A 13,308-nucleotide genomic window follows, 5' to 3' on the forward strand; every position below is an offset into this window, starting at 1 on the left:
GCCTCAGATGATTGTCAGGATCAGCAGGATATGTCCACAGGAAATGTTCAAGTATCTGATATGGATTGATGTTTAAGAACGGAGATACAAAAGGGTGTCCCCTTAACCAGTAATCTGGCTTTGGGGACACCCTTTTAGTTATGACAAGATAGATCGGTATGTTGATGCACTATAAGCGGTCATGCCTATATGCACTTTGCTTTGCTGAGCTTAAGAAGCTGCAGGCAATTTCAATTGTTGACCTGGATAAATCCAGTGTGGATTTTTGATATTGTTCAGCTTTTGCAATGCCTGCCAAGTTGTGCCGTATTGTTTGGAGATAGAGTACAGGGAATCTCCGGATTTCACAACATGCAGTTTGGCTGGAGCAGGTTTACTTGGTGTTGGTTTAGATGGTTTTTCCGGTTTTGGTGTTTCTGGTTTTGGCTTGGTTGGAACTGGTGTTTCTGTTGCCGGAGTTTCCGGCTCTACTGCAGGTTTTACCGCTTCACTGATCCGACCATCTGTTTTGATGTCTACAGCGCCAAGCTTCTGCATGTAATTGATCAATGCCTCGTCCAGCGCGCCATACATACCCGTAGTTGGATATTTGGCAAACATGGTATATTCGTCACCACCAACAGCTGTGAAATCATTCGTTGCCAGTGTATACGTTGCTTCCGGATCAAGGGCTTTATCGCCCACGGTTACGGAATGTACACGGCTACCTTCTGCAGCGGAAGTATCGATTTTGAACTTGATACCAGATACTTGCGGGAATCCACCGCTTGGTTCAGGGTAGGAAGCTACACCGACTTCAAGGGCTGCCAGAATATCGGACCCTTTCACTTCAAGGGTTACTACTTGATTACCAAAAGGAAGCACTGTGATGATATCACCTTTGGTTACGATCCCTTTTTCGATGGAAGCACGGATACCACCACCGTTAGTCAGTGCAATATCGGCTTTGCTGACATCACGAATGGCATCTGCAAGCAGGTCACCCAGGTTAGTTTCACCTGCACGTACCTGTTCACGTTTACCATCCAGCAGAATAGCTGTATTGGCTACTTCTTCTTTCAAAATAGGTTCTTGTTCTTTTTGAATGGAGTTCACGAGAGTCGCGACTTTCTCATTTGGTTTGATGTCTTTTGCTTCCGTTTCATCAATTAATGTTGCTTGTTTCTTTGTTACTTTACCACCGTCTACCCATAGATCGATGACACCTACATAGTTGGTGTATTCTCCTGCACTTGCTATCAATGTTCCGTTATCGGATACAAGGCCATCTTGCAGTACAGTGTGACTGTGACCATCGATGAATACGTCGATGCCAGGGACTTCTTTAACAACTTTAAAGCTAGTATCGGTGCTGGACGCGTCTTGTCCAAGGTGTCCCAGTACAACAACAACATCTACTTTGCTGCGGATTTCGTTTACCAGAACTTTAGCTTCCGCAGATGGATCTGTAATATCAAGACCTTCTACGTTTTTTGGATTCGTTTTGTACAACGTTTCCGGTGTAGTCAAAGCGATGATACCAATCTTCACGCCATCTACTTCTTTAATGAGATAAGGATCGAAGAGACGTGTTCCGTCTTTTTTCTTCACATTGGCACTCAGCATGGGGAAGTTCATCATGTCTGCCAGTTCGATCAGACGATCTGAACCATAGTTGAATTCGTGGTTACCCGGTACGATGGCTTGGTATCCCATTTCATTCATGACTTTCACGATGCTCTCACCATTCACAAGAGTGGCAAATGTTGTACCATGCACAGCATCTCCAGCATCGAGCAAGAGTGTGTTCGGGTTTTCGCTACGATATTTGTCAGCGATTCCAGCTACTTTGGCAAAACCCATAGCAGGTGAAGATTCAACTGCACGGGCATGCGCATCATTCGTATGTAGAATGGTAATGTGTTTACCTGTGCCCGGAGTGGTATCCGTTGCAGCTGCGGCAATACCTACACTGCCAAACAGCAAACAGACCGTTAGCAGAAGTGAAACGTAATTCTTCCAGATTTTCATATGATTCCGAAACCTCCCAAAATAATAATCTACTTGAGCATTTACACAGCTCAAATAGTATTTTAACAGACTATTATTAGGAAATCTCGCGAATTACGTAAAAATAAGTAACCTGAAAGTGACATGTAAATCTGCTGTTGGAAAATATAATCTTTGGAAAGAACGTATGTTCTTAAAGTGTGTAAAAAAAATGCTGCGCTTCACGCGGCAGTCCGGTACGCAAACAAAATTTCTCCAAAGATTCATCCGGTTCAGGCATCACTCCGGAGGTCAGCAATTGAATGGCAAAACGGTTAGCCTGTCTTTCCAGCTTGCCTGGAGCAAAATAGGAATGTTCCTCCAGAAAGAATCGATTAATCCCTTTATGAAGTCGGTCGTGTCCAAGCTCATGGGCGCACACGAACCGTTGCCACTCCGGCGGCAAATCATTGTGTATGACGATAAACCTGCGCCGGAGCTTGCGAAAGTACAGTCCCTTGGTGGACTTCCCCAAATTGGTGAAACGAATCTGTATTCCAACCGCGCGGGCAATGCTGAACGGGCAGTTGGTCCGGTGTTTTCGAATCAGCTTTGTTACGATGTCATCCATATGATCTCACCTGCTGCCTTATTAAATTCAGTGGGTCATGCCTCATGGGCGATTGTCCGATTCGTCTGTCTTTTTGCGTTTGTTCATCTGTTTGGCTTCCCAGAACAGACCTGTCAGCACATCCTTGATTCGTTTCTTGTCCTCTTCATCGAGTGGAATACCATCAAACATCAGATCATCATCGTCCTCCAGCATCTTTTTGAAATCACGACGGTCTTTGTATGTAGCCCATTCCGGTACGTCCTGAAGTTCAGCGGCACTCCCTGGTTCAATATAACCAGCCTGCTTCATCATCTCTGTATAGGGCACCGAGAGTGCATCTGAAATCTTGCGGATGGTCGCTGGTTTTGGCACACCCCGGACCCCATTCTCAATACGTGAAATTTGTGAGTTGCTTATTCCAGCTGCTTCGGCGAGCTGATTGATGCTGTATCCCTGTTGCTCGCGCAGTTGTTTCATATAAGGACCAAAAGCGTGCTCCACAATTATGCCAACTCCTTCGATTCGTACAAGTGCTTGAGTTATAAAGAAGGCAGTTGGATGGGGGAGGTAGGTGTGCGTTCAATGCCCGTTTCGGATTCGGATCGTTCTTTTGATCGCTGTTATCCCCAGATTTCCTATTTCCCTCTCTAAAGGGAGAAATCCGGGGATAAAGGCGAACGCTTCGCTTCTTCAGAATCGATTCCGTCTCCTTCACTGCGTATGCGCGTGATACACACCTAAGTCCCTTCCCTAAAAATCTCAGTGGCTTCTTTATAAAAATCAAATGACTTGTACGGAAGTTCATTAATTAAACAGTACTATAACGTATATATACCATTAGGTAAAGAGATATGAAACAATTATGCCAAAAGGCATAGGAAATGAGAGCGAAGGTTTTATTTTATCGTTAAAACGAACCAAAATGGAGGTTTACTCCGATCTCCAGAAAGTGGTATCCTCAAATAGAAATACGAACACTATACGAACAAAATGTAAAGTTGAGGCAGAGCGTGTGTTTTGTAATCACCTTCTTGAAAGTGGAATTCCCCCGGATTATAGCGGTTTGGAGTGATTCCAAAAGGCAACAGGGGAAAATTGAAAAAATGTCGTTACTTTTTTAGGGAACTGGACAACTCTATGGATAAGAGCGTTTTGCCATCGTTCACGATTGCAAAACAATTTCATGTGAAAAATTGAATGAGTGATATGAGTTGAGAAATGAAATTGCTAAAGATGAAGTGGTTGCATGTTTAACTAGGTTGTCTGTCATCGGAGTGATCATGCGAAACTATTAGAAATTTATTTTATAAAGAATACTAAAGGAGGAAGATAAATATGGAATTGATGCTGCCCGAATTGGACCGACGCAAAACGCAAACAGCTGTTGAAGCTGCGCTGGAAAAATACCGAATCTATAAAACCATTGCATTTGAAGAACGAGAGGTTATGGTGACGGCAAGTTACGCCGAGCGTTTCCACGGTGCAACCAATGTGACGGGGGATTCCACGGCGAGAACGGCAATCTACAATGTGGACTTGCAGCGCGCGCGTCAGGCATATTGCGATACGATTGATTTTGTTGTATCCCGGCTGAGTGAAAAGGAACGTGTACTCGTCTGTGAACGATATCTGAAAGACGATGATGTGTTTGACTATAAAGTGTATAACCATGTGTTTGACCCGCCTGTCAGCAAGGATACGTATACGAAGATTCGTACACGTGCTTTCTACAAAATGGCGCTGGCTCTGTCAGATCGAGGTCTGATTAATATGGAGCCTTTGTCTGTGTCCCGCAAAGAGCGACAGAAGCTGGGCTGAGTGAGCGATTGAAGAAGTTGATCCTTTAATATCCAAGGTGGATTGGTTACAATAGTTGAACAAACCACAGTTGGTACAGCCAAAGGAGAGAAGTCTGCGATGTCGGAAGAAGTCGGAATGCAGGAAATGATCACGTTGAAGACAATCGCGGAAACGCTCAATACGTCCAATAATCTGAACTTAATGCTGGATACCGTGGTCGGCAAATTACTGGAGTTGACCGGATTAACGGCAGGCTGGATGTTTCTGATTAATGAACGTGGAGACTATACCTGTGTTTCGGATTACAATCTGCCCCCGGCATTACTGCGTGAAGATAAAGAGCCCATGCGAACGGGTACCTGCTGGTGTGTGAACCGCTTTAAGGACGGTCAACTCAATCATGCGGTCAACATCATTAACTGTAAACGGCTGGAGGATGCGGTGGAATTCCAATGGGGAGATACCCATGATATTACCCACCATGCAACCGTCCCGTTAAGGTCAGGTGAGAAGATGCTCGGCCTGCTCAACGTGGCTGCACCAGCCAAGAAACATTTCAGCGACAGTGAACTGGCGCTGTTACAGGGCGTGGCGTACCAGATTGGTAGTGCGGTAGAGCGGATGAGATTGTATCGCACGGAGCAGCGACGAGCTGATCTGTATGCCAAGCTGGGGGAGTTCAGCACGGCCTTGGGTCTTGCAGTGAACGAATGCACCAATTCTGAGGCTTTTTGTTTAAAAGTTGTACAGCTGCTTGGGCAGCATTATGATTGGCCTTTTGCTACAATCATTCAGCAGAAAAACGGAATGTTCGTTTTGCAGGCAGCCTATGCAAATGATACGGTTCGAACGTTATCAGGTACTCCGTTATCTTCCGAAGTGACGAGCCACATTAACCATGTAATCAATAGTCATCGTGTAACATCTCTGTCTGGGACAGAGATCGCTGAAATATTTACCCTGTGCAAGCCTGACCAGACTACGAATTCCATTGCCTCGGGAATTGCTGCTCCACTTCCGTACCATACGCCGGGAGAAACGGGAATTCTGGTGATCGGAATAGGAACATCAGGTCCTGCACAGGCGGACCGTGAAGTGCTGGAGGCATTGGCCGAACATATTGCGGCCTCATGGGAGAGTCTGAAGCTGGCGGAGAATCGCCGCGAACTTGCACGAATGGAAGAGAGAAACCGGTTGGCTCGCGATCTGCATGATTCGGTTAATCAGATTTTATTTTCACTATCGTTAACGGCTAAAGGTGCGGAAAGTATGTTATCCGGCTCCGAGCAGTTGCTCCCGGCAACGGAAGCGTTGAAGGATATTCGGGCTTTGTCTCAGGAGGCTCTCAAGGAAATGCGCGCATTGATTATGCAGCTCCGTCCCGCGGGACTGGAAGCAGGGCTGCTCCATGCACTACAGGAATACGGCACCAGCCAGGGTCTTCAAGTGGTGACGAATCGGACGGGAATGCGGTCTTTACCACGTAATATAGAAGAAGCATTGTGGCGAATCGGACAGGAAGCGCTGAATAATGTACGGAAACACGCGGATGTTCCTTCTGCTGAGGTCACCCTCAAGTTAAGTAATCATGAAGTGGTGCTCACTGTCACAGATCAGGGAAAAGGTGGTGCGAACAGGCCAAAAGCGTCGTCTGGAAGCTCCCTTGGCCTGTCCATTATGAAGGAACGGGCTCAATCGCTCGGAGGCAACTTAGAAATAGTGAGTTCTTCCCGTAAGGGAACGACAGTAACGGCAGTCATTCCACTTCCGTTCGAATCTGTATAAAGTCAGGGGGAAGAAGAGATGCCGATTACGATTTTGCTCGCAGATGATCATGCGATGGTGAGACGGGGGCTGCACGTTTTTTTGACGACACAGCAAGACATGAAGGTTGTGGGCGAAGCATCGAACGGACAGGAAGCACTGGCTCAGGCGGAAGCGTTAAAACCTGACGTGGTATTAATGGATCTGCATATGCCGGTCATGGACGGAATCGAAACAGCCAGAAGGCTGCGCACGTTATTGCCAGCAACGCGAATCATTGTGCTCACCTCGTTTTCGGATCAGGATCATGTCGTTCCTGCTGTTCGCGCAGGAGTTAAAGGATATCTACTCAAGGATATTGAACCGGAGGATCTGGCTGTAGCCATTCGCAATGTGCATGCAGGTCAGGTGGAATTGCATCCTGACGCAGCAGGTCAATTGATGCATGTGATGGCTTCATCCGATTGGTCCATAAATGAACAGCAACCACAGCATATACTGACAGATCGGTCAGCAGACAATCAACATCAGGAGCCAAAGCAGAAGGGGAAATCAACTGAAGCGTCTCTTGGCGGACTGGATATGCTCACTCGCCGTGAACAAGAAGTCTTGGGGCTGATTGCTCAAGGATTGAGCAACAAGGAAATTGCAGTTCAATTGGTCATCACCGAAAAAACGGTCAAAACCCATGTCAGTCATCTGCTCGACAAACTGGGACTGGCAGATCGGACGCAAGCGGCTCTTCATGCCGTAAGAAATGGCTGGGTCGTGTGACCAATTCCGACATATGTTCATACTTAAGTCGTATAAACTCAACCTAAAGGTTGAGTTTTTTGGTATTTCAAGTTAAGTCTATCTGCTGACGATTTGGATGCAAAAGAAAGGTAAGATAAGAGTAGAAATAACAGATCGGTTGAAACATGAGAGTTTGAATTATTAAAAAACCAAGGAGAGTGACATGAATGAATATTGTTATTTTGGCAGGAAGCAATCGGAACAATGCAACCAGTACACGTCTGGGAGAGTATGCTGTGGAGATTATTCGCGGTCAGGGACATCAGGCCAGCCTGTTTGATCTGTATCAGACACCACTCCCATTCTACGCACCAGATGAAAAACAAGCGGATCATGAACATCTGGCAGACCTGAATACACGTATGCTCGCGGCTGATGCGATCATCCTGTCTACACCAGAGTATCACGGCAGTATTAGCGGTGTGCTCAAAAATGCACTGGATCACCTGAGTCAGGCTCATTTCAGTGGCAAGACCGTCCTGTCCATCAGCTCCTCTGGCGGAGCGGTGGGGGTAAGTTCGCTTTTACAACTGCAAGCGATTGTTCGCAATCTGCATGGCATCAATGCCCAGGAGTGGATATCCATTGGTGGTGCGCAGCGCAGACGATTCGAAGCGACATTTGACGGATATGAAGAGTACGAAGGCAGTCAGGATATAGAGGACCGGGTGCAGCGGGTTATTGGATCGTTTTTAAATCTGGCACAGACGTTAACAAATGCGCGGAATTCAACCATGAGTTGAGAACCAAGGAAGATGAAAAATCGGAAAAGGAAAAGAGGTTGAGCATTATGATTACTGGCATATTTGAAACACATCTAAACGTGACGGATCTGGAGAGATCCCATCATTTCTATGAAACGGTCCTTGGTTTACCTCATGCCTACGGGCAGAAAGAACGTGGGAACTCCTTCTACTGGATTGGTGGAAAAGGCAAAGCCATGCTGGGATTGTGGCAAAAGGAATCTTCCGAGGTGAAACGTCAGCACTTTGCTTTTCATGTATCTCTGGAGGATATGAAACACGCGGTGGCTCACTTGGAGAACAAAGGGATCAAGACACAGAACTTCCTGAATGATGATATCGGTGAACTGTACGTCTTCGGCTGGATGCCTGCGGTATCTGTATATTTTAAGGATCCAGATGGTCATTTGCTTGAATTCATCGCCATGCTCCCGGATGAAGCGAAGCCTGAACTCGGCATGGTGCCGTGGAGTCAGTGGGAGGAGATGCAGGAGAAAACCGTATGATGATTGAAGAATTACAGTTATATACAACACGGATGGAGGACCTCAAGCATTTTTATCGTGATACGTTGGGAATGGAGGTGTCCAATGCGACGGATCAGGCCTTCAACCTGCAGGTTGGAAGGACAAAGATGATTTTCAAAACGTGTGAAACAGATCGTGAGCCCTTTTATCATGTGGCCTGGTCGATTCCGACGAATCGGTTCAAGGAAGCGAAGCAGTGGGCTGCATCACGTGTTGTTTTAAGCAGAGAAGGAGATCGGGATGAGACGTACTCTACTAATTGGAACTCTCATTCTCTCTATTTCGAAGATCCAGCAGGCAATATTATTGAGCTGATTGCTCATCATCGTATTCAGAACGAGAGTGACCATGACTTCTCGACTCAAGATATATTACAGGTGTGTGAAGTTGGACTGGTGACGGAGGATGTTCTGTCTACGGTGAATGGGCTTCAGCAGATTGGACTCACGCGCTGGGGTGAGGTTAGTGATACCTTTGCTCCTGTAGGAGATGTGCACGGTCTGTTTATTGTGGTGAGGAAGGATCGGACGTGGTTTTTCTCCAAGCAAAAAGCACAGATCTATCCGCTGGAAGTATCCATCCGTGGCGTGGGCAAGCTTCGAATTGGCTAAAGATTGTATTCCGGGGCAAAACAGGCATATGTGGAGCATTTCCATCATGTTATAGAAGTAAACGCTTTATTTATTAATTAGGATATATAAGTTGAACTAAATTTACACGATAACGGAGAGGACAGAAAAAACCTGAAAAAGCGAAGCTGAAAGCTTTCTGAAAGAAAGCTACTTCGTAAGCATAATCTCACATTTATCACCGGATTTTCCCTTAGGAAAGGGGATCGAAAAAAAATCTGGGGATAACAGTGATTGGAAGGTTGTTCTGTCAGGCTTACAGATGATGAAGGGTGGTGGCAAGCTTGGATCGACGTTTGTTGGAAGATGGACTAGCGATTATCGTTTCCAGTCGGGAACGTACAGGAGATCTGTGGCACGCCCATTATGGGGCGGGTGCGATTGCGGCATATTTTTGGTTGCGGGAAAATCGTCTCACTGCCCTTGCCGCCGGCAGTGTTACCGCCGAAGCAAAAGCCATGCTTCGCCAGCATGGAATCAGCCCTGGTCAGACCTCTCCGATTGGTGAGATGATGCCCAGGGAAGATGCCGAGGCGTGTATTACGGACGCATTGGATCGAACGATTGGAGAACTGCACTGGGTTGGACACCAGGCCATCTACGGGGCAATCAGTCTGAAAGCTATTCGCGAACTGGATGGATGGGGTACTGCGGAGGATATTGGTCGGCTGGTTGAACTGATCGATTCATTCGATCGAACAATCCCGGGAAGATCCTGGATGAACACAACGATGAAAGAAATTCGCAGTCTGAAGCCGGAAAACAGCGATGGTTTCCCCGAGATCGAAGATCCAACGCAGTTGTCACGCCTGATTCTGGATGAGCTTGGTGCGTTCCAGACTATCTATCACGCGGAAGCGCATCATGATCTGATCGGTCATATGCTGACCTATGGACATGCGCTTAACATATTATATGAATTGGGTTATCCGGCATTATTCCACAAAGGCATTCCGCCTTTCCTTACCATGGTGAAGGCACTACGCTTAAGCCGAGATGTGGATATTGAACAGGAGATGCCGACATTGCAATCACCCGTAGACCTGCTGCCACTAGAACGGGCGGAACGATCAGTGGCGCTCCCTCATGAACTGGAATATTGGCTCACCGACAGACGTTCCCGTGACTGGAACGGAGGTCATGTATTCAAATTCCCGTTCAGTTTCTATCATCATGCCAAGAACGGGGAACCTATACCGGAAACATGGGAGAATTTTCGTTATATCATCGCGTGAGATAAAGCCAACAATATGGAACAAACGATATAAAACGAAGGATATGGAACCAACGATATAGAATCAAAATGAAGAGCACTTGCCAAAGCTGGCAGGTGCTTTTTGGTGTTCTAGCGTTAATATTCCAAGCTACTGAAAGCCGAAGCGGATCCGAATGTGTCCGGAGTTGGCAAGCTCACTGTATTCTGAATCTGCGAGACTAAGCTTTTCATGTCCGAGAATGCACCCTTCATTTACGAGCCCATGTCCTTTATGTGCGATAAACGCTCGTAATATCGTAAAAGGCGGATTGTCTCCCTTCTCATGCAGAGCTCTGCTCCAGACGGATTCGAGGTCTTCCCTCCGGTTTGCGGTTGGAGCAAAGCCTAGAGGAGTGAGAGCTAACGAATCGGAGGCGTCTTATTCAAGGATTTGAAGCGTCTACAGAAATCTGAGGAACCTGAGACACGCTATATTAGAATAAACAGCTGTTTTCGGCGGTTTTGTCAGGGCATTTAGGAAATAACGTGTCTGATGTTCCTTATCATTTAAAAAGAGGACCTGAATGCCAAATAAGACGTCCTGTGTTCTTTAGAAAATCATCTATCCATTCGCCGGAATTAGCGTGCTGGAACTTCAAGCTTTTTGGACACGGGCACCCATCATTCTAAAATCCATCATCGTATAGCTTGTTTGAATTGAAATGCACACATTAGTTTTATCCAGATTAAAACCGACAATTGTCCGCCCCGGACACGACTACATTCAGGCGTAATTCATCCCGTTTACCATCAGCGCGAGTGGGGAAAGGCGGTAAAATGGTATTATCGGATCAGCAGCAAGGAAGACACACCGACAGCTCATACGCTAACGTACAGCCGGCCAGGGGGCCGGTTTTTTAATTCGGTGATTGCATCCTTGCCCTGATCGGGTATTAAAGACTAAACAGATAACAGGAGGCTACGTGATATGAAAACAGTATTGTATGTTCCACTCGATGATCGTCCAGCGAATCTGGATGATGTGATTGTGCAAGGGAAAGCAGCCGGTATCCATATCGTTACACCGAACCTGAGTGATATTAAGAATCGTCTGGACTCGGAGAAAACCGTAGATGGCACAACGCTGCTCGGCACCTCCACGCCGGTTTATGGCAAACCGTCCAAGATTCACGACTTTATTCTGAAACATGCTGCCAAGGTCGACGGATTCATTATTTCATCCGATATGCTCGCTTATGGCGGTCTGATTGGCGGTCGTCAGCTCCGTGAAGATGGAGGAGGCGCATATCCAGAATACGATGATGAAACGACGCATTTGCTGGATGTGATTCGTGTGATCAAGCAGAAATACCCACGCAAACCCGTATTTGTAATGGACACCATCATGCGTTTGGCTACAACCTCGTTTGCAGATGGCTTGGCGCTTGATGCATATAATGAGTCCCGGGCATTGATGCAGCAACCACGTCAGACATCCACTGAGTTTGAGGATATTATCGAAGGTTATAACCTGTCCCCGGATGGAGTGGAATATGGGACAACAACCTATTTTGATAAAGAACAGTATTACAATACAAGACAGCATAAATTCAAAACAAATCTGTACATTTTGGATCAACTGGCTCGCACAGGTTATATCGATTTCCTTGCAGTTGGAGTCGACGATGCTAACACGCAGGGTGTTCAGATCAATGAAATCAAATATGTAGAAGCGCGGATCAATGAATGGCTGGGTGGAACCAATGGGCAAAATCCGGATCGAGCTATCGTCTTGCCGGATGCGGATGGTCTGGGGCACGCTTTGGTTGCTCGCATGGCTAACCAGTTGTTCCGAGGCGGGGCGAAGACACGTTACGCAGTGAAATATTTTGGTCCTCACGGCAATACCATCATTAACACGTATGAATACATGGATGTACACGAGAATGTGGTTCGTCATGTGGATATTGTAGGTGGTGTGCTTGTAGCGGATTCGGCATATCCTGAACCGGAGGTGGTGACGGATGTGGGTGCTGGCTTGGAAAATGAACAGCTAGTGGCTGTAGCAGCCGATCAAGTTGTCCCGTTTGACATGACCTCCGAACTGGATCGTATGACGAAGGGTCACCCAGGTAATTCCGGGGAGAACACGGGCATCGACATTGAGATTATCGCCATTACGGCTCTGGATCAGGTGCAGGCTGCGTTGGAGCAATTGACGCTGAATAGTGAGCAAGGTCTGCCTTCGGTGTTGATTGATTTTGTGGGTAAAGGACCAGCCAATGTTGATGTTGCCGAAGCATTGCTCAACAGTCCATATACCGGACGGGTTCTGGGTTATAGTGCATGGAATACACCAGGTAACAAGATCGGTATTGCTGTAGGTATGGGGCAGTCGAGGTACGCGTTGATTACAACAGAGAAGCATGAGCATAAGTTGCGAGATGCTATGAATGCGCATGGCTCGCTGTTGTTTAAGCGTTTTCTGAAGGATTATTACTACAAAGCGGTAGCGATTGCGGACATCCGCACATATTCCCGAGCACATGCACTGTATACCAACGTGGCTACCCTTTCGGATCAAAATATGTTGCTGTTCAACTCAGAGGAAGACTATGCCCATTTGCAAACATTGCTCCGTGATTTGATGCTGACTTATACCACGGCACTTGCGAATAAAACAGCCTTCCAGACAGGCAATGTGGCGATTAAGCAGATTTGTAATGACGAATTGTCCTATGCGACGTATGGTAGTGCGCTGCTGGAATATGGGAATCCTGATTTCATTTGGGGGCGTGCATTTGAGATTACGTTGAACCCGCAGGTTACGCTGAACTAAACTGTTATCTCACCATGGGTTCCTCATGTTTGGGATAATCACTGGTATGACTGTACTGCTTAATCTCGCCGTTGTTAAAAATGATATATTGATACTTCGCTTCGAGTTCATCCGCGAATATTACTGAGGCACCGTAAGGTGCTTCAGAACTTTTTGAGGAGTAAGTACCTTGTACTTCGATAAGCTGTTCGGGTGAGTAACCTTTCTGTTCAATCAGGTAAGTGGTTACCTGTTGTTCAGCATCATTTTTCTTGAGCGGATTACCAAGCAGTCCGAAGTAAGCCCAGCAGGATATCCCGAGTATAAATGCTAAGATGACAAGTGAAGTGATCTTGAATGTTTTACTCATAGGTATTTCTCCTTCTTTTTAGTAAGAGACAATGAATTTGATAATGAAATTTTAATATATTTGGATAAATTTATCAATTTATTAAA

12 protein-coding genes are annotated in these 13,308 nt (G+C 46.3%); 8 read left to right on the plus strand and 4 right to left on the minus strand.

The genetic code is table 11. The features are described 5' to 3' along the window. Positions 1 to 210: 210 nt before the first annotated feature. The 3 genes from MKY01_RS06420 to MKY01_RS06430 all read right to left on the minus strand — a co-directional run bounded on the left by MKY01_RS06420 (position 211) and on the right by MKY01_RS06430 (position 3,085). Positions 211 to 2,010: a 5'-nucleotidase C-terminal domain-containing protein gene (locus MKY01_RS06420; protein WP_339285902.1), complete on the minus strand. Its 1,800-nt coding sequence runs from the start codon at positions 2,008 to 2,010 to the stop codon at positions 211 to 213. Positions 2,011 to 2,182: 172 nt separating this feature from the next. Further along, positions 2,183 to 2,599, minus strand: coding sequence for an ImmA/IrrE family metallo-endopeptidase (locus MKY01_RS06425; protein ID WP_017690190.1), 417 nt, complete (start codon positions 2,597 to 2,599; stop codon positions 2,183 to 2,185). 42 nt (positions 2,600 to 2,641) lie between these two features. After that, entirely contained in the window at positions 2,642 to 3,085 is a 444-nt protein-coding gene (locus MKY01_RS06430; protein WP_082219000.1) for a helix-turn-helix domain-containing protein, read from the minus strand. Positions 3,086 to 3,916: 831 nt separating this feature from the next. Between MKY01_RS06430 and MKY01_RS06435 the strand changes: the two genes are divergently transcribed. The 8 genes from MKY01_RS06435 to MKY01_RS06470 all read left to right on the plus strand — a co-directional run bounded on the left by MKY01_RS06435 (position 3,917) and on the right by MKY01_RS06470 (position 12,873). Next, complete coding sequence (locus tag MKY01_RS06435; protein ID WP_253506193.1) at positions 3,917 to 4,399, plus strand: ArpU family phage packaging/lysis transcriptional regulator; 483 nt, start codon at positions 3,917 to 3,919, stop codon at positions 4,397 to 4,399. 42 nt (positions 4,400 to 4,441) lie between these two features. Continuing rightward, a complete protein-coding gene (locus tag MKY01_RS06440; protein WP_339285904.1) occupies positions 4,442 to 6,166 on the plus strand; it encodes a GAF domain-containing sensor histidine kinase in 1,725 nt (574 codons plus the stop codon). A gap of 18 nt (positions 6,167 to 6,184) precedes the next feature. Then, positions 6,185 to 6,919 (plus strand): response regulator transcription factor, encoded by a 735-nt coding sequence (locus MKY01_RS06445; protein WP_282319144.1) that lies wholly within the window; start codon positions 6,185 to 6,187, stop codon positions 6,917 to 6,919. Positions 6,920 to 7,107: 188 nt separating this feature from the next. Then, complete coding sequence (locus MKY01_RS06450) at positions 7,108 to 7,683, plus strand: NAD(P)H-dependent oxidoreductase (protein WP_076319051.1); 576 nt, start codon at positions 7,108 to 7,110, stop codon at positions 7,681 to 7,683. Between the two features lie 47 nt (positions 7,684 to 7,730). Next, positions 7,731 to 8,189, plus strand: coding sequence for a VOC family protein (locus MKY01_RS06455; protein WP_076327336.1), 459 nt, complete (start codon positions 7,731 to 7,733; stop codon positions 8,187 to 8,189). Beyond that, the gene (locus MKY01_RS06460) at positions 8,186 to 8,821 is read left to right on the plus strand and encodes a VOC family protein (RefSeq protein WP_339285905.1); all 636 of its coding nucleotides are present in this window, start codon (positions 8,186 to 8,188) and stop codon (positions 8,819 to 8,821) included. The genes MKY01_RS06455 and MKY01_RS06460 overlap by 4 nt, the downstream gene beginning before the upstream one ends. Before the next feature lie 302 nt (positions 8,822 to 9,123). Then, entirely contained in the window at positions 9,124 to 10,074 is a 951-nt protein-coding gene (locus MKY01_RS06465; RefSeq protein WP_127547909.1) for a hypothetical protein, read from the plus strand. A gap of 948 nt (positions 10,075 to 11,022) precedes the next feature. Then, positions 11,023 to 12,873 (plus strand): DUF4127 family protein, encoded by a 1,851-nt coding sequence (locus tag MKY01_RS06470; RefSeq protein WP_339285907.1) that lies wholly within the window; start codon positions 11,023 to 11,025, stop codon positions 12,871 to 12,873. 4 nt (positions 12,874 to 12,877) lie between these two features. Here the strand turns inward: MKY01_RS06470 and MKY01_RS06475 are convergent, their stop codons facing one another. Continuing rightward, complete coding sequence (locus tag MKY01_RS06475) at positions 12,878 to 13,222, minus strand: DUF3139 domain-containing protein (RefSeq protein ID WP_339285909.1); 345 nt, start codon at positions 13,220 to 13,222, stop codon at positions 12,878 to 12,880. Positions 13,223 to 13,308 lie beyond the last annotated feature (86 nt).

It is taken from the genome of Paenibacillus sp. FSL R5-0486, assembly GCF_037975155.1.
In the GTDB taxonomy this organism is placed as follows: Bacteria; Bacillota; Bacilli; order Paenibacillales; family Paenibacillaceae; genus Paenibacillus; species Paenibacillus amylolyticus.

What these genes read in the sequence shown, in the direction of transcription:
- MKY01_RS06420 (WP_339285902.1), bottom strand. Translation starts at nt 2,010, where the DNA reads ATGAAAATCTGGAAGAATTACGTTTCACTTCTGCTAACGGTCTGTTTG.
- MKY01_RS06425 (WP_017690190.1), bottom strand. Translation starts at nt 2,599, where the DNA reads ATGGATGACATCGTAACAAAGCTGATTCGAAAACACCGGACCAACTGC.
- MKY01_RS06435 (WP_253506193.1), top strand. Translation starts at nt 3,917, where the DNA reads ATGGAATTGATGCTGCCCGAATTGGACCGACGCAAAACGCAAACAGCT.
- MKY01_RS06445 (WP_282319144.1), top strand. Translation starts at nt 6,185, where the DNA reads ATGCCGATTACGATTTTGCTCGCAGATGATCATGCGATGGTGAGACGG.
- MKY01_RS06450 (WP_076319051.1), top strand. Translation starts at nt 7,108, where the DNA reads ATGAATATTGTTATTTTGGCAGGAAGCAATCGGAACAATGCAACCAGT.
- MKY01_RS06455 (WP_076327336.1), top strand. Translation starts at nt 7,731, where the DNA reads ATGATTACTGGCATATTTGAAACACATCTAAACGTGACGGATCTGGAG.
- MKY01_RS06460 (WP_339285905.1), top strand. Translation starts at nt 8,186, where the DNA reads ATGATGATTGAAGAATTACAGTTATATACAACACGGATGGAGGACCTC.
- MKY01_RS06470 (WP_339285907.1), top strand. Translation starts at nt 11,023, where the DNA reads ATGAAAACAGTATTGTATGTTCCACTCGATGATCGTCCAGCGAATCTG.
- MKY01_RS06475 (WP_339285909.1), bottom strand. Translation starts at nt 13,222, where the DNA reads ATGAGTAAAACATTCAAGATCACTTCACTTGTCATCTTAGCATTTATA.